This is a genomic window from Algoriphagus litoralis (genome assembly GCF_003259255.1).
In the GTDB taxonomy this organism is placed as follows: domain Bacteria; phylum Bacteroidota; class Bacteroidia; order Cytophagales; family Cyclobacteriaceae; genus Algoriphagus; species Algoriphagus litoralis.
In genome coordinates, this window is the sequence record NZ_QGOL01000003.1 from 448,246 (window position 1) to 471,089 (window position 22,844).

Here is a 22,844-nt window from a genome sequence, read left to right on the forward strand (position 1 = left end):
TGTATGCTCAATTATATACTTTAGGTATACTTTTCTGACAGAAAAATTAGAACTCCGATTCATACCATGAACACTTCGATTAAATCTATTCTAGTATTCTTGATTTCCCTGTTTCCCTTAATTGTATTTTCCCAGCAGAAATTCACCCGTGCCGATACACTGCGTGGTAGTATCACACCAGAGCGAGGGTGGTGGGATTTGAATTTTTATCAATTGAACGTAGAAATTTTTCCCGAATCAAAATCTATAAAAGGTTCAAATATTGTAAGATACAAAGTTATAAATGAAGCTCAGGTTTTACAGATTGATCTTCAGGAACCATTGAAAATTACCTCAGTGACCCAAGACGGCCAAGAGTTGAAAATCCGAAAAGATGGAGCCGCTCACTTTATCTCATTGGTGAAAAAGCAGCTGCCGGGCAATTTCGAAGAAGTCATCATCAGCTATTCAGGTCAACCCAAAGAAGCCATCCGACCACCTTGGGATGGAGGAATCACTTGGCAAAAGGACAGCAATGGGAATCATTTCATCGCTTCTTCCAATCAGGGAATCGGATCAAGCATCTGGTGGCCAAGCAAAGACCATCCGGCAGATGAAGTGGATAGTGCACGAATCAGCGTGACTGTCCCAAAAGGCCTGATGGATATTTCAAATGGGCGCTTGGTGGGAATTGATGTCGGAAGTACCGCCGATACCTTTCACTGGTCAGTTGTGAATCCCATCAATGACTATGGAATCAATATCAACATTGGAGATTACGTGACTTTTGGGGAGAAATACGAAGGAGAGAAAGGCACGCTGGACATGGATTACTTTGTCCTGAGAGATAATCTGGAGAAAGCAAAAGTCCATTTTCAGGATGCCAGACGGATGATGGAGGCTTTTGAGCATTGGTTTGGGCCGTATCCATTCTATGAAGACGGGTTCAAACTGGTGGAAGCGCCATACCTAGGAATGGAGCATCAGAGTTCGGTGACTTATGGCAATGGGTATCAAAACGGCTATCTCGGTAGGGATCTGAGTGGAACGGGCTGGGGTTTGAAATTTGATTTCATCATCATCCATGAAGCTGGACATGAGTGGTTTGCCAATAACATCACCTACAAAGACGTGGCTGACATGTGGATTCATGAGAGTTTTACTAATTATTCGGAAAGCCTCTTTTTGGAATACCACTATGGAAAAGAGGCCGGTCAGGAGTATGTTCGTGGCACGCGAATGAACATTCTAAATGATAGACCCATCATCGGAACTTATGGGGTAAATCAGCGCGGTTCGGGAGATATGTATTACAAAGGCGGTAACCTGCTCAATACCCTCCGGGAAATACTCAATGACGACGAAAAGTGGAGAATGATCCTTCGGGGGCTCAATCAAGAGTTTTATCACCAGACCGTCAGCACAGATCAAATTGAGCATTACATCGCTGTGAAGTCAGGAATGGACCTGAGACCATTTTTTGATCAATACCTGAGGAATAATACGGTGCCGATACTGGAATACTACTTTTCTGATGATCAGACTCTGAACTTCCGATGGGCTAATTGCAATGCTGATTTTACTATGCCGGTAGATGTGGAAATGGGCGAAAAGAAGCTGAGAATAAAACCAAGTACCAAATGGTCTCAAGTAGCTGTAGACCGAAAAACTGAGCTCATCATTGATCCGGATTATTATGTAGGAAGCCTAAAAATCAGATAATATGCAATCTTGATGATTCTATCACTATTCAAATGTAAAAAATTGATTTATTGTATTTTACCAATTTTACCCGTACTTTGAGATAAGGACTTACACTTTTGACCAAATTGAATTTTTCCCCATCGAACCCCAAAATCAAAACATCATGAAGGATACCATCATCACCTTGTATGTAGATACTGTTAAAATCATAGGTTTACCTGAAAAACCATCACCTGAAGAAGTATTGAGCTGTATTCTGCTTGGAGATAATCACAACGATCTACCAAAAGGAGAAGACTTTACCAGTAAAATCCATGACCGATCCAAACTGGCTTGGGTGGGTGCTGCGATGTACATCATGGATAGTGTTCAGGATTTTGTGATTATCACCAAGATTCTGGTGAAAAAGAAGAAATCGATGATCAAAATCTATGATTCTAGAAAGAGCTCGGGCAAAACCCATAAAGATGGCTATGTCAACAAGGCAAAATCAGGCTCTGAGGAGGAATACCGAATACACTTTTTGGTCAATTCCGGAGGCGTTGAGCGGAAATTTAAAATCGATCCAAAAATTAGGGTAATTTGATTTTTACATTCTTTTGAAAATAGGATTTGAAAAGATTCCTGGTTGTTCTCTTCTTTTTTTTAAATCTCCATTGCGGATTTTCGCAGACTGAGATTGATCTGGCAAAGCGGGAAACCCTTTTGGATAGTTTAAAAGAACGCTATTTCAAGCAGGATTCTAAGGATCCAATGCTATTGGAGCACATCCTTCAAAACGAACCCAATCCGGACAGTATCCTAAAATATGCACAAATCCTAGTAGAAAAATCCTTGACCGACTCTGCCTTCATCGGGGCCTATTACGGGTATTTGCAGCTGGGTAACGGGCACGTCTTACGAGGGGAACTATCTCAAGGATTGGATTACTATTTCCAAAGTCTGGCTTTCGCAGACCGAGCCAATTACCAAGAGGGGAGAGGAAAGGTCTTTTTGGCGATAGCTGACACCTATTCCCAAAGCCAAAACAGTCAGAACGCGGCCATTTACTACGGCCGAAGTATTGAAATTCTCCGAAACGGCAAGGATTCCCTAGCGTTGGCCAGTGGCATATTCAATGCCGGAGACGAATACCTGAATTTGGGTAAACTGGATTCCGCCCTGCTTTATACTTTGGAAGCTAAAACAATCTTCCAAAAGGTGAATTACCGAATCGGTGAAGCATATTGTTTTGGGAATCTGGGTATGATCTATGCACAAAATGGGGACAATTCAGCCGCAGAAGAAAATCTCAATACTGCGATCGAAATGCTGGAAATGTACAGGGAGTTTTATCCCATATCCGTCTATCTGGAATTCATGTCTTCGATCTACCTCGAAAATGGAGACCGTAACCGGGCCTTGAATTATGCCAATCGAAGCTTGGAACTAGCCAATCACTATGGTCTCAAAGACCAAATCAGTAATGCAAACCTGATTCTCTCCAAAATCTATGAGCGAGCAGGGGACTCGGAGAAAGCACTGGAATTCTACAAAAAACACATCATCTATCGGGACAGTGTCAATAATATAAGTGCCGTACAGCAGATGGCGAATCTGCGAACAGATTACGAAGTTTCTCAAAAACAGATTGAAGTAGACCTGCTGGAAAAGGAAGCCTTCATCAAGGATTTGCAGACCAAAAGACAGCAGTTTATCATCTATGGTGTGGTGTTGGCGATGTTGTTGATTGCCTCTCTGGCATTTGCCGCTTACAGACGCTATCGCTATGAGGCTCAGACCAAGAAAATAATAGAAGAGGAAAAGAATCGATCTGAAGAACTTTTGCTGAATATTTTACCTCACGAAACCGCCGAAGAACTTAAACTCAACGGCAAAGTGAAAGCTAGACGGTCAGAATCTGTGACCGTTTTATTTACTGACTTTAAAAATTTCACAGCGGTCGCTGAAAACACTTCACCTGAGCAGCTCGTCAGCAGTTTGGACTTTTATTTCAAAGAATTCGACGAAATCTGTACCCGTCACAATCTGGAAAAAATTAAAACGATCGGAGATTCTTACATGTGCGCGGGCGGCTTGCCAAAGCAAAATGATACACACCCGCGTGATGTGATCTTGGCAGCTAAAGAGATGATGGCCTTTGTCAATGGTAAAAAGGAAGAAGGGATTTGTTCGTTCGAGATGAGAGTTGGGATTCACACCGGACCGGTGGTAGCTGGTATCGTGGGCATCAAAAAGTGGCAGTACGACATCTGGGGAGACACGGTCAATATCGCGTCGCGCATGGAGTCTAACTCCGTTCCCGGGAAAATCAACTTGTCAGAGACCACCTATAAGCTGATTCAGGATGAATTTGACTGCGAATTCCGTGGCAGTATTGACATCAAAAATCGAGGTACTTGGGAGATGTATTTTCTTAAAGATTGAGAAGATTTAGAGATCAACTGAGAAACTTTCCGACCTCTCAACTCCCAATTCATCCACTTGAAAGAATAATTGGAAAAATCCCAAAACGGCATTTGAAGCTCAAAATTTTTTAACCAAATTCAATCAAACCCCAATCGTTCACATGAAGAATTACCTGTTTTTAGCACTGTTGATTTGTTCCCTTTCCGCTTGCGAAAAATCTGCAACCAAAGAAGAGCAACCCAATCGCCAATTTGTCGATGTTTCTGGAATAGATCCTAGTATCAAGCCCGGCGACAACTTTTTCATGCATGTCAATGGCAGGTGGTACGATACAGCGACTATCGCTGATGATCAGGTAGGAGTGGGGTCCTATTCGTTTTTGAATATTCCACAGCGACAGCTTTTGGAAAATATCCTCGAAGAAGTCTCTGCACAATCGCATCCCAAGGGCAGCAATGAGCAGAAGGTAGGGGATTTCTACGCATCTGGCATGGCGACAGACGTGATCAATGCCAGAGGGTTTGAGCCCATTCAGCCACTTTTGCAAAAGATTGAGGCGATCGAAGATAAGGCTGCGATGCTGGAATTCGTAGCAGAGCAGATCAGCCGTGGCAATAATTCCATCATCGGAATGAATGTCTCCCCAGATCAGGAAAACAGCAGCATTAATATTCTTCATTTCAGCCAATCGGGATTGGGCTTACCGGATCGGGATTACTACTTCAAAACCGATTCTGCCACTTTAGGCATCCAAAAAGCTTACAAAACCTACATTGCCACACTTTTCTCACTGACGGGATCAAATCAAACAGATGCCCAAAAGAGCGCTGAAGTAGTTTATGGGATTGAAAAAGCTTTGGCCGAATCTCACAAAACAAGAATCGAACGTCGGGTAGTGAAAGAAAACTACCACAAAATGGCAGTTTCTGAACTGGATTCAAAAATGCCGAATATCGGCTTTGGGAAGATGCTTAAGCAACTGAATCTGGCTGCTGATTCGGTGGATGTGCGTCAGCCTGCCTACTATGAAAAGCTGAATGGACTTATTCAGACAGGTTCATTGGCCGATTGGAAGATGTATTTGAAAGCAAGTTCACTCAATACTTATGCAAATGTCCTGAGTGAGCCATTCGAAAAAGCGAGTTTTGAGTACGAAAAAGTAGTCCAGGGTCAAGTCAAGCAACTCAGCCGAGCACAGCAAATGGTCAGCAAAGTGGATCGTCAATTGGGATTTGCACTGGGTCAATTGTATGTAAAACGCTATTTCAACGAAGATGCCAAAAAGCGGATTTCCGAACTGGTGGACAATTTCCAGAGGGCCTTCGAAACCCGCATCAAACAGCTGGACTGGATGAGCGACAGCACCAAAACCAAAGCCATCGAAAAGCTCTACGCCATCCGAAAGAAAGTGGGCTATCCGGATGTTTGGAGGACCTATGATGCCGTGACGATCGACCGTGAAAAGTACTTCGAAAATGTCGTCGCACTGATGGAAAACGACTATCGGTACCAAGCTGACAAACTCGGAAAAGCACCCAACAAGGACGAGTGGGGGACTACGCCTTCGACAGTGACAGCCTATTACAATCCTTCGCTGAATGAAATCGTCTTCCCTGCCGGCATCTTGCAATACCCATATTTTGATCTCTATGCGGACGACGCGATCAATTATGGAGGCATCGGCATGGTCATAGGCCACGAACTGACACACGCCTTTGATGATCAGGGTGCGCAATATGACAAAGACGGCAACGTCAAAAACTGGTGGACTGATGCCGATTATTCGAAGTTTAAAGGCAAAACCCAGCAACTGATCGAGCGATACGATTCCTTTACCGTCTTGGATAGCGTACCGCTGAAAGGTGCAATGACCATCGGTGAAAACACAGCCGATAATGGCGCGCTATATATCGCATACGAAGCCTTCAAGCTGACCAAACAGGGACAAGACACCACCAAAATCGACGGCTACACACCGGATCAACGCTTTTGTCTATCCATTGCCCGGATCTGGAGAGTAAAAACCCGGGATGAGTACATGCGCAACTATGTCACGACCAATTCCCATTCACCAGCAATCTGGCGTGTAAATGGCCCGCTGATGAACTTTGATCCATTCTACACCGCATTCAATGTGCAGCCAGGAGAAAAGAATTTCAAGGCAGAAGGTGAAAGGATTAAGATTTGGTAGGAAATAAATAAGACAATTTTTTTTTGATTCGATCCCTAGAATGAAAAATAAGTTTCAATAATATTTGAAAGTATAGAAATATAGAATACATTTGAAATATGGAATATTTAGAAGGGAAAAATAAGTTTATCCAGGCATGGGGAACATTAGGCTCTAACTGGGGGATAAATAAAGCTATGGCTCAAATCCATGCGCTTTTATTGTTGGCCACAGAGCCACTTTCTGCTGAGCAAATAATGGAAGAACTTCAAATATCTAGGGGAAATGCAAACATGAACCTCCGCGCATTGATGGACTGGGGTATTGTAAAAAAGGAGTTTAAAGTTGGAGAACGTAAAGAATTCTTTTCCACAAGTAAAGACGTTTGGGAGCTAGCTAAACAGGTTTCTAGAGAAAGACGACGAAGAGAAATAGAACCAATTCTGAGTATTTTAAAAGAAGTTCAGGGAGTTTCAGGTGAGAATAAAAAGGAAGTAGAAGAATTTAAAAAAGTAACTGCTGAGTTGTTTGACTTTTCTCAGAAGGTTGATAACACCTTAGTTAAATTTACAAATTCGGATCAGAATTGGTTTTTTAAATTATTACTCAAAATATAATTTTTTTTGATTTTTAACTTTCAAAAATTATTGAACGATTTGAAAATAATGAAAACAAATATTTCAACTTAATCCCAAAAATTATGAACTACATTGTTGTTTCTTACACAATCTATTTACTAGTCACGATAGCCTTGACTATCTGGGTAGCAAAAACCCTCTTTAACAATGGAAGAGTTTTCTTAATAGATATTTTCCATCAAAATGAACAAATGGCCGACAGTGTTAACAAATTACTTGTGGTCGGTTTCTATCTGATTAACATTGGATACGCAGTATATACCCTCCAGATTTATTCGGAAATCAATTCAGTGCAGGAAGTGATAGAAAGTTTGAGTCTCAAAATAGGTGGTATAATTCTTATTCTTGGAGCTATGCATTTCTTTAACCTATTTGTCTTTTTCAAATTGAGAAGAAACTCCAAACAACATATAGCTTAAATATTTATGAAAAATATAGTATTAGCTGGTGGCACAGGTTTCCTAGGACAATGTATTATTGATCATCATAAAAGTGATTCCAAAATTTCTGTCCTCACTAGGGGAGCAACGCGTAATGTTAATAATGTCCACTATTTAAACTGGGATGGGAAGACATTGGGTAATTGGAGCACTGCATTAGAAAATGCTGATGTATTAATAAATTTGAATGGTAAATCAGTGGATTGTCGATATACCCAGAAAAATATGGACTTGATATATTCAACTCGATTAGATTCCACCGAAGTTTTAGGAAAGGCAATTCAACAATGTAAAATCCCACCCAAACTCTGGATCAATTCTTCATCAGCAACTATTTACAGGCATTCCCTCGATAAATCCATGGATGAAGAGACTGGAGAATTTGGTACCGGTTTTTCAGTAGATGTTTGCAAAAAATGGGAAGATGTATTCAATTCTTTCCATTTGCAGGATACTAGGAAAGTTGCAATCCGGACAGGAATTGTTTTAGGCAAAAATGGCGGGGCTCTTTCACCGTTGAAAACACTTGCTCAACTTGGTTTGGGTGGTAAGCAGGGAAAGGGAAATCAATTTTTTAGCTGGTTACATGAAAAAGACTTTTTGAATATTTTGGATTTCGTGATGCAGAATGAAAAAATACATGGAGCAATAAACGTGAGTAGTCCAAATCCTATCCCAAATGAGGAGTTTATGATGAAATTACGAAAGGTTTATAAAGTTAGACTTGGTATTCCTATGCCTAGATGGTTATTAGAGATTGGTGCCGTTATTATTAGAACCGAAACTGAATTGGTTTTGAAAAGTCGTAAGGTGATACCAAAAAGGTTACTGGATGAAGGTTATAAGTTTCAATTTCCAAGAATTGATGAATCCCTGGTTGATCTCTGTTCCAACTGACCACAATAGAGTTACATAATTTATATTATGTTAAATATAAAATCCCGAAGTCCTTTCGGGATTCTTTTTTATCTTTCCTTCTCAATTAATCCTCCAACCCACTATATCCTCCTACATGTCGAATTGGCTTCCCCGACTTGGTTTATTCTTCGGCCCGATCTCATTTCTGCTGATTTATTTTTTTGTGCAGTCTGTGGGATTGACCCCAGCGGCTCAAGCTATGCTGGGTTTGGCTTGCTGGATGGCCATCTGGTGGATCACTGAAGCGATACCCATTGCAGCCACGGCGATTTTGCCACTGATCCTGATGCCTTTGCTAGGAATCCTGACTATTGAATCTGTCTCGGATAATTACATGCACCCCACAGTTCTCCTATATATGGGTGGATTTCTCTTGGCAACAGGAATTGAAAAATGGAACCTTCATCGACGTATTGCTTTGAATATCATCAATCTGATGGGTACAGATCTTCGGAGGATTGTTTTGGGTTTCATTTTGGCCACAGGATTTCTCTCCATGTGGATATCCAATTCCGCCACAGCCCTGATGATGCTGCCGATTGGTTTGGCCGTGGTTAATCAGTTTAAGGCCCAACTTGGTCCCGAGAATGACAGCATTGCTTCCAATCTGGGAAAAAATATTATGCTGGGAATAGCTTATTCTGCTTCGATTGGTGGTATGGCAACGCTGATTGGAACCCCTACCAATGCAATTTTGGCTGCTGTCGTGAAAGAACTCTATAACTATTCCATTGGGTTTAATGAATGGATGCTTTTTGGGTTTCCTTTTGCAGTACTTCTTCTGGTCTATTGCTGGATTTATTTGGTAAAAAGTGCCAATCCATTGCCCAAAAAGCTGAATCTGGAAAATATCAAATCCGTGATTGCAAATCAACTAAACTCTCTCGGAAGGATGAGTTTCGAGGAAAAAGTAGTCTTGGCAGTATTTGGAATGGTTTGTTTCGCTTGGATCACCCGAAGCTTTTTACTTGCTAAAATCCTACCTCAAATTGATGATACGATTATCGTATTGGTTGGAGTGGTTTTACTTTTTATACTCCCCTCTTCTCAGAAAAACGAGCGGATCCTAGACTGGAAAACTGCCGAAAAGATTCCCTGGGGCGTTTTGATTCTTTTTGGCGGTGGTTTGGCTTTGGCCGAAGGCTTCAAGGAAACAGGCCTTGCAGAGTGGATTGGCGGCGGATTTGAATCGATTGACGGCATTGGATTTATCGTTTTGCTGCTGATTATCGTGGCCTCGGTCAATTTCCTCACCGAAGTCACTTCCAATGTTGCGACCGCTTCGATGCTGCTTCCGATATTAGCCTCCGTTGCACTCAAGCTTGATTTGCATCCTTTTGGGTTGATGATTGGGGCTACTTTGGCTGCCAGTTGTGCGTTTATGCTACCTGTAGCTACCCCACCAAATGCCGTGGTTTTCGGTTCGGGATATCTTCAGATGAAAGATATGGTGAAGGCGGGCTTCCGCCTCAACTTAGTCTCCATTGCCATCATCACTCTTATGGTGTACTTCATTCTGCCTTTGATTTGGGGTATTGAGCTGGAGAAATATCCTTTTTAAGTCAGAAAGCTAAAGTTAGAATGCTGGAATGTGTGTCAGGTTAAGCTGCTTGATGGTGTGAGACTGAGCGTAGTCGAAGTCTGGTATCGTACTTCACGACTCGCGTCGCTCAGGTGCTCAACCTGACATGTAATTTCACTTAGTCTAACACAACTACCTATCCAGTTTGACTGAAGGAGCCCAAAATCTCAAATCCCAAATTTCAAATTTCAAACCCTCTTTCATTTTCCACCCCTCAAACCAGCTCATTCGTCACATTTTTTTGATACCCGTTGGAAGCTACCCTAATCTTGGTTCAAGTTTTAGACAACCTAAAAACTAAACCAACTTTTGAAAACTTCTGAGCACAACATGAACCGAAAAACAGCCTATCACATCCTTATTGCAGCAGGGATTGTTTATAATCTGATTTTGGTATTTGGCTAAGAAGTTTTCTTTTCCATCAAAAAAATAAAATCTCCCAACCCAAATCCTCCTTACTTTATACCATGCAATCCAAAAGTTTAGATTTTCGACAAGTCGAATGGTGGATGGTCACCACTGCAATTTTGACCGCATTTCTCTTTGTGCTTTTCGGCCACCGACCTTCATTCTATGATGATTCAGGTTTTGCCATATTTAGATTTTCCAGTCGTTTGCTCATTTTGGCTACGATATACGGGGCTTTTCACCTGATTCATATGGTGCTGATTCCCAAGTATGAAATTGCCTCCCGAAAGTGGCTGATCATAATTTGGACCTTGTTGACAGGAATGGTTTCCTTCGGGATTATAGCGCTATTCGGATTCAATACTGAGCTGATCAATGCTCCATTTCCCGCATTTTACTTGGGAATCGTGGTCTTGTATATCTGTTATTTCTTGGCCTCTCATGTCCTGTCCCAGTCCCTTACTCCTCCCAATGTCCGGGATTTTCAGCTCTACAATATCATTAGGTTGATTATCGCCTATTTGTTCACTTTGTTTTGTCTGATACAGATCGAGCCTATTGCGAGTCATGGTCCAGCGATTATTTTCGCCTTCTTTATTCCAGTCATATTCAGCGCTAGCTTGATTAATTTTTACCTGGTCTATGGAAAAAGAAAAGCCGGAAAAATCAAGCAATCCCGTTGGTACAATTGGGGTTTGATGGCGGTAATTCTGATAGGTTTCTTTATCATTTCTGCAGAATCTAACCAGGAGGAGATATTTTTCATTGGAGGCCTGGGAACGGTGGCTTTTATCCAACTGATCTTTTTCCCCTTGACATCACTTATTTTCAAAAAATACGATTCCTATATCGGCCAGATCACCTCGCTTTCCAGCCAGGTCAATCACGGCAATGCCAGTATGGATTTCCTGCGCTCGCAGATCAATCCGCACTTTCTCTTCAATGCGCTGAATACGCTCTATGCCAGTTCCTTGATTGAAAATGCGGAGAAAACCTCCGACGGCATCCAGAAACTCGGAGATATGATGCGCTTCATGCTTCATGAAAATCAACTTCCGCGAATTCCCCTTTCACGCGAAATTGACTATCTTAAGAATTACCTTGACTTGCAGATGCTCCGTTTCGGGGCTCAGGCAAATCTTGAAACTGATTTTCAAATCAATGAAAACCAATGTTCCGGAGAAATCGCTCCAATGCTGTTGATTCCATTTGTGGAAAATGCCTTCAAACACGGTATTTCTTCCAAGGAAAAATCATGGATTCGACTTAATTTAAGATGTATTGCCGGTTCGGTGCACCTCGACTTGGTCAACAGCGTCCATCCCGACAAGCCTGCCTCCGAGCAATCCAGAGAAGAGTCCGGAATCGGTCTGGAGAATGTAAAAAGCCGACTTCAACTTGTATATCCTGACCGGCACCAGCTCAATATCATTGCCAACGACACAGATTTCTTTGTTCACCTTTCTATCCAACTCCAGAATAAATGATATCGGCTATCGCCATTGATGATGAATCCTACGCTTTGGAAGTGATCAAGTCGCACGCTTCCAAAGTGCCTTTTTTAGATCTCAAAGCAACTTTCACCAATCCTATCCAAGGGCTTGAATATCTGAAAGATGAAGGAATCCAATTGGTCTTTTTGGACATCAATATGCCGGATATTTCAGGGATCGATATGACGGCTTTACTCCCCAAAGAAACCCTCGTCATCTTCACTACCGCCTACTCGGATTATGCAGTCAAAGGTTTTGAACTTGATGCCTTAGACTACTTGCTAAAGCCGTTTAATCTCAGTCGCTTTCTGAAAGCTTGCCAAAAAGCCCAAGAATGGATTGAGCTCCAGCCCAAAAATGAACCGACTTTTCTCTTTGCAAAGACAAGTGAAGGGCAGATCCGGGTTGATTTCAGTGATTTGTTGTTTTGCGAAGCGCAAGGGAACTATGTGACTTTTCAGTTGGAAAAAGAAAAAATCATTTCCAGAATGACCCTTTCCGAATGCGAAAAACTATTGCCCGCATCCTTTATTCGGACACACCGATCATTTCTTGCGAATAAGAATTTGGTGAAAAAGGCAGAAAAACACCAACTCCATTTGAATGGATTTGTGGTCCCGGTGAGTTCATCGTATTTAGACCAAGTTGTCGCTGTTTTGAAAACCTAGGTCGTTTTTTTACCCTCCAGCGAATGTGTTCAGAAACTCTTTGCGGTATTGAACCGGAGTCATGTTCATCCGTTCCTTGAATAATTTATTGAAATTAGAAAGCGTAAAAAAGCCGCAATCATAGGATACTTCGCTGATATTCAGGTCCGTTTCGTGAAGTAATTTGCAGGCATGGGAAATCCGGACGTCAGTCAGAAAATCTGAGAAAGATTTATTAACTCTGGATTTGAAAAACCTGCTGAAAGCCGAAACCGACAGATTTGATAGCTGAGCGGCTTCTTCCAAGCTGACTTTCCCCTGAAAATTCTGCATGACATATTCATACACCTGCCCCATCCTATCCCGTTCGGATTCTTTGTTGGTATTGATATAGGCAGCGCCGGTGATCAGTTTGCAATCCGTAGAGTCGGCCACGGTCTGTAGGATTTTTAGCAGTTGAATCAAGCTGCATCCCCCTTTCAGGTCCAAGAGCTCGATCATCATTGCTTTGACCAGCTGATTAGTTTGACCAGAAATCTCGATTCCTCGCACTGACTTTTTCAGCATCAGTGCGATGGATTCAAATTCCACCAAAGAAAAAACAGAATTATTCAGAAAATTATCAGGAAAATAGATCACAATTCCTTGGACGCTCAGGTTGTTGTCAGGATTATGGTAGGCTTTGTCATTCTTCCACAGGTGTGGTAGATCAGGTCCCGTGAGTACCATATCTCCTTCTTTGAAGGTTTGCATGTGATCGCCGATGAATCGGGTTCCCCTACCCTTCAATACGACAAACAGTTGATACTCCGAATGAAAATGCCAGTTGACATCAAAATAGGGAGCTTTTAATTCATTGATTACAAATGCTTTACCTTCCGGAATTCGGGATTTTTGAAAAGGGCCTTTCACTGATTTCTGCTCTTTTTAAATAAAATATTTATCGAAAATGATAAAAAACAGTCATAAATCAAGGTAAAACAGTAAGAAATTCCTGCCTTAAATAGAAGATATTAGCAATTAAAAAATTCAAGCCCAAAGTATGACCCAATCAAAAAATTTGCGGAGCTTTTTGCTCCTTCTACTCACTGCGATTACCCTATTCGCATCGTGTGGTAAAAAAGGCCAATACCTCTCCATGACCGAACCCCGACGGGTAGAAATCCTCGTCCTGGGCCATGAGAGTGAGCATCACAATTCTGAAAAGCTGATGATGTATCTTTCCACACCGCTTTTCCAGAAAGGCATTAACCTCACTTACACCACGGATCTCAATGATCTCAATGAAGTGACGCTTAATAACTACGATGGACTGATGATCTACGCTAATCATGAAGAAATCAGCCCTGAGCAGGAAAACGCACTCAAAACGTACATCCAAAGTGGAAAAGCGCTGATTCCGATTCACTCGGCTTCATTCTGTTTCCAAAATTCAGACTGGTACATCGAGGCCGTTGGCGGGCAGTTCAGTTCCCATGGTACAGGTGATTTCACAGTGGACATCGTCGATGCCGAGCATCCTGCAATGGCTGGAATCTCTGAGTTTGAGACTTGGGATGAGACTTACGTCCATGCTAAGGTCAATCCTGACAAGCAAGTGCTCATGGAGCGTGTGGAAGGTGACACCCGCGAACCATACACTTGGGTAAGAAATGAAGGAAAAGGACGTGTTTTCTACACTGCATACGGTCACAATGAGAAGACATGGGAAAAGAAAGGCTTCCAAGAATTGGTGGCCAACGGGATCCTTTGGGCTGTGGGAGACAAAGTAAATGAGCTTCTTGCGGAGTATGAAATCCCGACTCCGGAGTTTCGTGACGCTGAAATTCCCAACTACGAAAAGCGCGATCCAGCGCCACGTTTCCAACTTCCGCTCACACCTGAGCAAAGCATGAAGCTGATCCAGATCCCAGTGGGTTTTGAAATGCAGCTTTTTGCCTCTGAGCCGATGATCATCAATCCGATGGCCATGGCATGGGACGAGCAGGGCCGCCTATTTGTCATCGAGACTACTGACTATCCAAATGAGGTCAGAAAAGAAGGTGGAAATGACAAAATCAAAATCCTCGAAGATACCAATGGAGACGGTAAAGCTGATAAAGTGACTGTTTTTGCAGATAACCTCAATATCCCAACTTCAATCATGGCCATCAATGGTGGAATTTTGATCTCCATGGCTCCTGATTTTCTGTTTTTGAAAGATACCGATGGCGATGATGTGGCGGATGTCCGTGAAGTCGTGATGACAGGTTGGGGCAAAAGTGATACTCATGCTGGGCCTTCCAACCTGAAGTATGGTTTTGACAATAAGATCTGGGGTGTTTTGGGCTACTCTGGCTTCAATGGAGAAGTAAGTGGTGTGAAACACCAATTTGGTCAAGGTGTATATCGATTTGATCCTAGTGGAGAAAATTTGGAATACCTAGGAAATACCTCCAACAATACTTGGGGACTTGGATTCACTGAGGATTTCGAGACGTTTATTTCCACTGCCAACGGGCAGCATAGCGTCTATTATGCACTTTCCAACAATCTAATGAAGCGTCCTGTGTTCCAGGGCACTGCCAATGGAATCCATGGCATTGATTCTCATTACGACATGCCGCACTTGACTCCTTTCCTTCGACAGGTGGATTGGTTTGGTGGCTATACTGCAGCAGCTGGTCACAATTTCTATACTGCACGTAGCTTTCCTAAAAACTACTGGAATCGAATTTCATTCGTAGCTGAGCCTACCGGTCGAGTTCTGCATAACAATATCATTTTACCAAACGGATCAGGCTACACTGAGAAAAACGGATTCAATATCCTTGCTAGTTCTGACGAATGGTTTGCTCCGGTTCATGCAGAAGTTGGACCTGATGGAGCACTTTGGGTGGCTGATTGGTACAATTTCATCATCCAACACAATCCAACTCCAAGGGGCTTTGAAAACGGTGAAGGAAATGCTTACATCAATCCGCTGCGGGATAGCCAACATGGCAGAATTTATCGAATCGTCTACAAAGGAGGCAAAGACTCGAAAACCTTCGACTTGAAAGATGCGAGTGGTTCAGAACTCATCGAGGCCTTGAAAAGTGACAACATGTTCTGGAGAATGACTGCGCAGCGATTGATTTTGGAGAAAAAAGACGCTTCCCTAGCAGCAGATCTGTATGCAATCATCAACGACCAGAAAGTAGACGAAATCGGTCTAAACGGACCAGCTATCAACGCAATTTGGACACTTCATGGGCTAGGATTGCTCGATGGCAGTAATGAAGAAGCACTTCAGGTAGTGACCAATGCACTGAAACACCCATCTGATGCGGTGAAGAAAAATGCACTTCGCGTATTGCCTGCTACAGCAGCTTCTACTACAGCGATTCTTCAGTCAGGTTTACTGAGTAGCGAGAATCTAGTTGTGAGAAAAAATGCACTCGTAGCGATCAGCGCAATGCCCGGTAATGCCGAGCTATCCAAATACCTCGTGAAAGCAGCGGAGGATACGTTAAATGCTAAGGATGAGTTTTTGCCGCAGGCATTATTTGCCGCAGTGATTGCGCATCCTGAAGATTTCTCCAAGCGAGATAATACCAAAGCACTGGAAATGTCTGCTGAAGATGAATTTTCTCTTCCAGATCGTATCAGCCGTAGTTTGGCTTTGGAGCAATATTCACTCGATTCCAGAAACTCCATTCCTTTCCCTCCAAATGTCGTTGGGAAGCAGATTTTCTTGGAAATGATGGTTTCCAAAACATCAAATCCACTTGATGGTATCCTGATGGCTCAAGGCAATAATACCAATGGATATAGCTTGTATATATTCAAAGACGCGGTTCATTTTGCTGTGGCTCAGGATGAAAAAGTAACGATTATCAAGTCTGGCAAAAACCTGCCTGAAGAGCAATTTACCGTCAATGCATCCATCACTCAGGACGGATCGATGATGCTATCAATCAATGGAAAGCAAGTAGCTCAGGGTAAAACCAAAGGGCTCTTCACTACCGAGCTTAAGCCAAACCGTATCAGGGTAGGTCAAAACGACAGCCAAAACGTCGTAGGTGATTATGAGGGAGGCTGGAGATTCTCAGGTAGAATCAGCAATAAGTCTTCCCTTGTTTTGAAAAATCCTGACACAGCTGAAGTCATCGCTTTTTCTGGAGATGCCATGGAATTTCAGTCGACCATTGCCTTGTCAGCAGTTCCTCACAAGATGAAATTTGACAAAGACAGCTTTCGGGTCAAAGCAGGTACACAGGTGACCATAGATTTCGAGAACCCTGACTTTATGCAGCACAATTTGATCGTGGGTACAATTGGTTCATTGGAAATCATCGGTCAAGCAGCAGATCAGCTAGCAAAATCAAAACAAGTAGCTGATTATAATTTCGTACCGGAGATTCCTCAGGTCATCGCAGCCACGGGATTGGTTGATCCTGAAGAGTCAGAATCCTTGGTATTTAACACCCCTGAGACAGTTGGTGATTATCCTTTCCTTTGCACCATTCCGGGTCACTGGAGGACGATGAACGGCGTAATGAAAGTCGAATAGGAATGGCTTTAAATGTAAAATTTGCAGTCAGTACCTGGCTTTGGACTTCTCCTTTCAACAAGGAAACTGTAAACCTTTTCCCCAAAATCAAAAGCTATGGATACGATGCAGTAGAGATTCCTGTAGAAGATCCTGCATTGATAGACCTTGATTTAGTTAAGAAAGCATTGGCAGATAATGGGCTTAATCCTGTTATCTGCGGTGCTTTCGGCACCAGTCGAGACCTGACTCATGACGATCCTGCTTTTCACCAGACTTGTTTTAATTACCTGGATTCTTGCTTTGAAATAGCTTCAGAGCTTGGAGCTGGCTTTGTAGCTGGGCCTATGTATTCCGCGGTGGGCAAAGCACGTTTGGTATCTCCCGAACAAAAGAAAATTGAATGGAACCGTGCTGTGACCAATCTTCGAAAGGTTTGCCATCGTGCCGGTGAATTCGGTTTGGAGATCGCCATCGAGACACTAAACCGCTTTGAAACTGACCTGATCAATACTGCAGATGAATTGATGCAACTGATCACAGACATCAATGAGCCACAGGCAAAGGCCATTTTGGATGGTTTTCACATGAATATTGAAGAACCGAGTATCGAGCATGCTATAAAAACTGTCGGAGATAAGCTGATCCATGTGCAGGTATCAGAAAACTACAGAGGAACACCGGGCACCGGCCAAACCAACTGGGCAGCTTGGAAACGGGGACTGGAAGCGGTCAATTATCAGGGAATTGTTTCTATTGAAAGCTTTACGCCTGAGGTGAAAGAACTTGCAGGTGCGGTTTGCATCTGGAAGCCACTGGTTCCTTCACAAGATGGCTTCGCCAAAGAAGGCTTGGAGTTCTTGAGGAAATGGGCTGCTGAATAAATAAGTATGAGGTGCGAAGTACGAAATACGAGATCCTCGCATCCATCAACCTTACTTTCTAACTCCCTTCCATCCTAACCTCCAAGCTCCCCAACATCTTTATAAAACCCAAAAACATTATTTACCCATGAGCAAAAAACAAATCAACATCGCGATCATCGGACTTGGATTTGGCGCGGAATTTATTCCGATCTATCAAAAGCATCCTTTGGCCAACATGTATGCCATCTGCCAGCGAAATAAAGAAAAGGCAGAAGAAATCGGCAAAGCCTTTGGTATCGATAAAGTCTATACCGACTATGACGAACTACTAAAAGACCCAAACATCGACGCAGTCCATATCAATACGCCTATCCAAAACCATGCAGAGCAGTCATTGAAAGCACTACGAGCTGGAAAACATGTTGCCTGTACGGTACCAATGGCTACTACAGTGGAAGAATGCAGAGCAATAGTGGAAGAAACAGAGCGTACTGGGCTGACTTATATGATGATGGAGACAGTGATCTATAGCCGGGAATTTCTCTTTGTCAGGGAAATGTATGAAAAAGGCGAACTGGGCAAGATTCAATTTCTCAGAGCTTCCCACCAGCAGGAAATGGCCGGATGGCCGGGCTACTGGGAAGGCCTCCCTCCTATGCACTATGCCACACACTGTGTAGGTCCTGTTTTGGCCTTGCCAAAAGGCCAGGCTGAATATGTGTCTTGCTTGGGATCCGGCAGAATCGACGAAAACCTGATACCAAAGTACGGTTCCCCTTTTGCCATCGAAACTTGCCACATAAAGCTCAAAGACTCGGATTTGGCTGCTGAGGTCACCAGATCACTTTTCAATACAGCCAGACAGTATCGTGAAAGTTTCGATGTCTATGGTTCCAAAAAGTCCTTTGAATGGACACTGATAGAGCATGAGGAATCTGTGATCCATACGGGTGAAGTTCCTGAGAAAGTGAAAATTCCGGACTATGCGCATTTGCTTCCAGATGAAATTGCCTCATTCACCACACAAGGAGTTTACGATGAAGATGATAACCAACATTTGTCTTTCATCCAAGGATCTGGACATGGTGGGTCCCATCCACACCTGGTCAATGAATTTTTGAATGCCTTGACCGAAGGTCGAGCTCCCTATCCGGATGCCAGACAATCGGCCAATATTACTTGCGTGGGGATTTTGGCACATGAGTCTGCCATGGAAGGTGGTAAAATCAAACATTTACCAGAATTCACAATCAGTAAATAAGTCTCTGAATAGGGCTGTCTCAATGATTCCAAATCTTCCAATAAATCAGATCAGGATTTGATAATTAAGATAAACTAGTGAGAAATACTTCCTAGCTACGATTACCTATCCTTCCAGAGCGTCATGATTTTAATATAGTGAAAATCAAAAAAATCTTGAGGCTGCCGCTTTTCCCCAGTTTCATCCGTATGGAGAATGCTTTCTTTATTTGCCGAGATTGCTGCCCTAAATTTAAATCTAGTTCAAGATTCTAAATTCAAGGAAATTCGAAGCCTTAAATTATAGTCTATTCGTGGCTTAATTGGTGAAGTATTCAATTATCAACACAAAAAAAATATGAAAAGTACATCCTTTTTAAAACCAACTATTTTCCTGCTTTCCATTATGGCGTTTTCCTGTGGTGAGGGAGAAAAAACAACTGAGCAAGTTTCTGAATCTACTCCCGTAGAAACTCAAGCTCCCGCCCCGGTAGCATCTGCTGAACCAAGTACCTCCGAAGAAACAGAAGAAGTGTCTGATGAAAACAGCCAAGAACTAACCGGTGAAGATAAGGTAGCCAATTCTGACTGCCTATCCTGCCACATGGTCGAGCGAAAAGTCATTGGACCCTCCTATTTGGATGTAGCTGCTGAATATGAAAATAACGAAGCTAATGTCACGATGCTGGCCAAAAAGATAATCGAAGGCGGTGTAGGCGTGTGGGGAGAAGTAATGATGCCTCCGCATGCGACATTAAGTGAAGAAGATGCGAAAGATATGGTGCGATATATACTTAGTTTGCAACCGCATTGATGATTGAATTCAATTCAACATCAAAAAAGGTAGCTGGAAGGCTACCTTTTATTTTTTTGGATACTTGCATTCAATATAGAAAAGAGGCTATGAACGCCGGATCGATAATGCTTCCCATCCTTCTACTTATTCTTGGAATTTCTTTGATTTTGACCTGAATTTTAGGGCGATCATCTATTGAATTGAGTTTTTCTCCTAGAATGTTTATCTTGAATACAGTGTAAGCTTTTTCATCGACCAGGGTTGTTCTCCCTTGCTTTGAGACTCAATCTTCAGGTAAGTAAATTTACCCATACTAGTCCAATTCAACGTATTAATTCCAGCAGTTCCCTTGCCTTGGGCCGCTTTTGTCCAGCTTTTTCCATCTGTACTAAGCAAAACCGAATACTCGAGAGGATAACCATCTTTGCCCGAATCAAACTGAACTTCTGAAATAGCCTGCGGACTTGGCAATTGCACTAGAAACCACATTCCAGGTTCTTGTGCAGTTTCTGTTTTCCAGCCTTTGTAGGAAAAGGCATAAGCTGCGTCTTTAGAAGATCCCACACCCTGAAGTGCTGTGCTGCTTGCGGTAGCCTTCCAGTTGTCCTGAAAAGTAAGGGCCTTAGGAATCTCTCCGACTAGTTCATCAAAGGAATAGGACTCTTTTCTGGATTCGGTGTCCTTCCTGATTTTTGCCACATTAGCAGGTGTGATGAAGGAACCTGTGTTACCAAAATCATTGCGGATATACGAAAGTACTGAGGCAATGTATTCGTCGGTATTGGTCTTCATGGCGATCATTACGCCTTCATACTCTTTATTCGCTATAGTTCCTTTCAGACCATGCAGCATTACTTTGGTCGCATACTCAGGATGACCGAGAATTCTTGGTGAGCCAGAGAATGGCGGTGCTATCAAGCGACCTTCCCCGGCTGGCGAACCCAGACCTTTGGGCCCGTGACAAGTCGAGCAATAGCTATCAAATATTGTTTTTCCTTTTGTAAACAGCGCGAGATCCTCTTTATCAAATTTGGTTTCGGCTGCTTTCTTGGCCTCCTCAAGCTTTTCCAGCAATTGAGTACCGACAACTTGGATCCCTTGGGATGGATTTTTTTGAAGCACATTTTTGATCAACTGATCAACCTGATCCACTTTGAGAACATGAGCACTCAGTAATGCTTGAATGGCCACCTCAGGATTGGTATCCAAGGCAGCAGTGCTGAAGAGGTCAACCAAGGACTTTTCTCCGTACTTATACAAGGTCTCAGCAGCTCGTAATCCCTGCATTTTGAGTTTAGGATTAGGATCAGAAAGGAATTTTTTCACCAAGTCCAAGTTCAATCCACCCAATCCTTCCAAAGTCCAAAGTGCATGAATTCGGGCAAGTTCATTTTTGGAAGAGCTTGCCATCTCAATCAAATCAGGAATAATCGTCTTATCCTGATTCAGGATCAAAGTCTGTTGTGCCATATCTCTCCACCAGCCATTGGGATGGTTCAGGTGACGGATCAGCTCTTTGGAGGTCTCCTCATACATTCTTGGTTTTTCGGTATTCCTCGGCATTCCCTCATAGGTCAGTCTCCAAATACGACCATTTCCGATCACATCATCCATTTGGTATTGTTGGATTTTGGTCCGGAGGTAGCTTCCCTCCTGTGTCCACTCCCCTTCCTGAATGATCCCACGGTACATATCCACGATATATAGCGTACCATCTGGCGCAGTGGCCATATCCACCGGTCTGAACAAAGGATCGGTCGATTGGATAAATTCTGACTCTTCGCTGATGTACTTGTTTTGCAGGTAGGAAAGTCCATCTACTTTTTCGGTGACCACACGTCGTACGATTCGGCCCACTGGCTCTCCATAGATATAATCTCCAACAAGATCCTTGGGCAAGCGATCACCTCGAAACACGTCATTTCCGGCCGCACCAGTCACATTGGCCAAAGAGCCGTCAGGTTTGGCTTCCTGCATGCCGGGTTGAAAATCGGCCAGTTCCACCAAACTATATGGGACACGAAATCCCTCCTTGAGCGCTCCTTTAACTGAAAAATTTCCATAGACGATCGGAAATTGAAAGCCCTGTGGCACGCCACCAGCTCCGTCTTGGAAGAAGATGGTTCCATAGTTATCCTGTGTTACACCCCACTGCCCCCATGGATTGCCGCTGTCTTCTTGGATCACACCCGTCGGCGTCCAACGGATGCGCTTGTTGTTATACGTACTGTACATCCAGTTGTCCAATGCCCATATGAGAAAGCTCGTCTGATGCTCGACATTGCCTGATCTGCCTAGACCGGAGGCAAAAAGCTCCTTTTTATCGGCTTTGCCATCTCCATCGGTATCAGTAAATCGATACACATGATCCTCATTGGATTCCATAGAAAGGATGCTGTTTGGACCGAAAGGCACTACATATCGAGGAAACACCAAACTGTCCAAAAAAACCGTGCCTGTCTCATACACACCATCATCATCCAAGTCTTCCCAACGCGAGATCCGTGATGTAGGCAACAATTCGCCAGTGGCATCCAAGTCTTGCATATAGGTCCTAAGCTCCAGTACGTACATTCTGCCATTGCCATCAAACTGAATCGCGGCAGGTTCACGGATCTGAGGTTCAGAAAGAACTGGATCTATGGAAAAGCCCGGTTTGAGCATAAATGATTTCTTTTGCTCATTTGCGGAGACAGGAACCACAGGAGGTTTTGGACTCAAGTCAATACCTTTCCAAATCGGAGACTCTATGTCGATTCCTTCTGGAAGCGGAATACTTGGATAAGGTTCTTGCAATCGCTTTGGGTCCAAAGCCGCAGCAGGAGATACATCAAATGGAGATTGCTCAGGTGCTGTGCAAGCAAATACTGCCATGCAAGCACCCAGACATAGCATACTTTTCAATTCCAATTTCATAAAATCCTACTATTTGCTTTTTGCTGTTTTCAATCTTTAAGATACCAGCTTTTACATTATTCCAAGAAAATCACAACACAAGCTCCCGTTCTTAATTGAAGCCGGTATCTGAAGTAAAAATATTTG

At 43.0% G+C, this 22,844-nt stretch carries 15 protein-coding genes; 13 read left to right on the forward strand and 2 right to left on the reverse strand.

Annotated features, from left to right (window positions below; translation table 11 throughout):
- The first annotated feature begins 66 nt into the window (after positions 1–66).
- The 9 genes from DK188_RS05410 to DK188_RS05455 all read left to right on the forward strand — a co-directional run bounded on the left by DK188_RS05410 (position 67) and on the right by DK188_RS05455 (position 12,409).
- Complete coding sequence (locus DK188_RS05410; RefSeq protein WP_111669776.1) at positions 67–1,701, forward strand: M1 family metallopeptidase; 1,635 nt, start codon at positions 67–69, stop codon at positions 1,699–1,701.
- Between the two features lie 145 nt (positions 1,702–1,846).
- A complete protein-coding gene (locus DK188_RS05415) occupies positions 1,847–2,269 on the forward strand; it encodes a hypothetical protein (RefSeq protein WP_111669777.1) in 423 nt (140 codons plus the stop codon).
- A gap of 26 nt (positions 2,270–2,295) precedes the next feature.
- The gene (locus DK188_RS05420; protein WP_111669778.1) at positions 2,296–4,110 is read left to right on the forward strand and encodes an adenylate/guanylate cyclase domain-containing protein; all 1,815 of its coding nucleotides are present in this window, start codon (positions 2,296–2,298) and stop codon (positions 4,108–4,110) included.
- 142 nt (positions 4,111–4,252) lie between these two features.
- Positions 4,253–6,283, forward strand: a complete 2,031-nt coding sequence (locus tag DK188_RS05425) for a M13 family metallopeptidase (RefSeq protein ID WP_111669779.1) — start codon at positions 4,253–4,255, stop codon at positions 6,281–6,283.
- A 98-nt stretch (positions 6,284–6,381) separates the two neighbouring features.
- Complete coding sequence (locus DK188_RS05430) at positions 6,382–6,879, forward strand: GbsR/MarR family transcriptional regulator (protein WP_111669780.1); 498 nt, start codon at positions 6,382–6,384, stop codon at positions 6,877–6,879.
- A gap of 446 nt (positions 6,880–7,325) precedes the next feature.
- A complete protein-coding gene (locus DK188_RS05440) occupies positions 7,326–8,237 on the forward strand; it encodes a TIGR01777 family oxidoreductase (RefSeq protein WP_111669782.1) in 912 nt (303 codons plus the stop codon).
- Between the two features lie 115 nt (positions 8,238–8,352).
- The gene (locus DK188_RS05445; protein WP_111669783.1) at positions 8,353–9,819 is read left to right on the forward strand and encodes an SLC13 family permease; all 1,467 of its coding nucleotides are present in this window, start codon (positions 8,353–8,355) and stop codon (positions 9,817–9,819) included.
- 488 nt (positions 9,820–10,307) lie between these two features.
- The gene (locus DK188_RS05450; protein WP_111669784.1) at positions 10,308–11,735 is read left to right on the forward strand and encodes a sensor histidine kinase; all 1,428 of its coding nucleotides are present in this window, start codon (positions 10,308–10,310) and stop codon (positions 11,733–11,735) included.
- A complete protein-coding gene (locus tag DK188_RS05455) occupies positions 11,732–12,409 on the forward strand; it encodes a LytR/AlgR family response regulator transcription factor (protein WP_111669785.1) in 678 nt (225 codons plus the stop codon). Before DK188_RS05450 ends, DK188_RS05455 begins: the two co-directional genes overlap by 4 nt.
- A 9-nt stretch (positions 12,410–12,418) precedes the next feature.
- Here the strand turns inward: DK188_RS05455 and DK188_RS05460 are convergent, their stop codons facing one another.
- Positions 12,419–13,300 carry an AraC family transcriptional regulator gene (locus tag DK188_RS05460; RefSeq protein ID WP_111669786.1) on the reverse strand — a complete coding sequence of 294 codons (882 nt, stop codon included), beginning with the start codon at positions 13,298–13,300 and terminating at the stop codon, positions 12,419–12,421.
- Positions 13,301–13,448: 148 nt separating this feature from the next.
- Between DK188_RS05460 and DK188_RS05465 the strand changes: the two genes are divergently transcribed.
- From DK188_RS05465 to DK188_RS05480, 4 genes are all read left to right on the forward strand, one after another.
- Positions 13,449–16,922, forward strand: a complete 3,474-nt coding sequence (locus DK188_RS05465) for a PVC-type heme-binding CxxCH protein (protein WP_449353838.1) — start codon at positions 13,449–13,451, stop codon at positions 16,920–16,922.
- Positions 16,923–16,924: 2 nt separating this feature from the next.
- Positions 16,925–17,785 (forward strand): sugar phosphate isomerase/epimerase family protein, encoded by an 861-nt coding sequence (locus tag DK188_RS05470; RefSeq protein ID WP_111669788.1) that lies wholly within the window; start codon positions 16,925–16,927, stop codon positions 17,783–17,785.
- 127 nt (positions 17,786–17,912) lie between these two features.
- A complete protein-coding gene (locus DK188_RS05475) occupies positions 17,913–19,028 on the forward strand; it encodes a Gfo/Idh/MocA family oxidoreductase (RefSeq protein ID WP_111669789.1) in 1,116 nt (371 codons plus the stop codon).
- Between the two features lie 384 nt (positions 19,029–19,412).
- A complete protein-coding gene (locus DK188_RS05480; RefSeq protein ID WP_232825663.1) occupies positions 19,413–19,820 on the forward strand; it encodes a c-type cytochrome in 408 nt (135 codons plus the stop codon).
- Between the two features lie 204 nt (positions 19,821–20,024).
- Here the strand turns inward: DK188_RS05480 and DK188_RS05485 are convergent, their stop codons facing one another.
- Entirely contained in the window at positions 20,025–22,718 is a 2,694-nt protein-coding gene (locus tag DK188_RS05485; RefSeq protein ID WP_111669791.1) for a DUF7133 domain-containing protein, read from the reverse strand.
- Between the last annotated feature and the right edge of the window lie 126 nt (positions 22,719–22,844).

What these genes read in the sequence shown, in the direction of transcription:
- DK188_RS05425 (WP_111669779.1), top strand. Translation starts at nt 4,253, where the DNA reads ATGAAGAATTACCTGTTTTTAGCACTGTTGATTTGTTCCCTTTCCGCT.
- DK188_RS05445 (WP_111669783.1), top strand. Translation starts at nt 8,353, where the DNA reads ATGTCGAATTGGCTTCCCCGACTTGGTTTATTCTTCGGCCCGATCTCA.
- DK188_RS05410 (WP_111669776.1), top strand. Translation starts at nt 67, where the DNA reads ATGAACACTTCGATTAAATCTATTCTAGTATTCTTGATTTCCCTGTTT.
- DK188_RS05455 (WP_111669785.1), top strand. Translation starts at nt 11,732, where the DNA reads ATGATATCGGCTATCGCCATTGATGATGAATCCTACGCTTTGGAAGTG.
- DK188_RS05470 (WP_111669788.1), top strand. Translation starts at nt 16,925, where the DNA reads ATGGCTTTAAATGTAAAATTTGCAGTCAGTACCTGGCTTTGGACTTCT.
- DK188_RS05485 (WP_111669791.1), bottom strand. Translation starts at nt 22,718, where the DNA reads ATGAAATTGGAATTGAAAAGTATGCTATGTCTGGGTGCTTGCATGGCA.
- DK188_RS05440 (WP_111669782.1), top strand. Translation starts at nt 7,326, where the DNA reads ATGAAAAATATAGTATTAGCTGGTGGCACAGGTTTCCTAGGACAATGT.
- DK188_RS05480 (WP_232825663.1), top strand. Translation starts at nt 19,413, where the DNA reads ATGGCGTTTTCCTGTGGTGAGGGAGAAAAAACAACTGAGCAAGTTTCT.
- DK188_RS05450 (WP_111669784.1), top strand. Translation starts at nt 10,308, where the DNA reads ATGCAATCCAAAAGTTTAGATTTTCGACAAGTCGAATGGTGGATGGTC.
- DK188_RS05475 (WP_111669789.1), top strand. Translation starts at nt 17,913, where the DNA reads ATGAGCAAAAAACAAATCAACATCGCGATCATCGGACTTGGATTTGGC.
- DK188_RS05415 (WP_111669777.1), top strand. Translation starts at nt 1,847, where the DNA reads ATGAAGGATACCATCATCACCTTGTATGTAGATACTGTTAAAATCATA.
- DK188_RS05430 (WP_111669780.1), top strand. Translation starts at nt 6,382, where the DNA reads ATGGAATATTTAGAAGGGAAAAATAAGTTTATCCAGGCATGGGGAACA.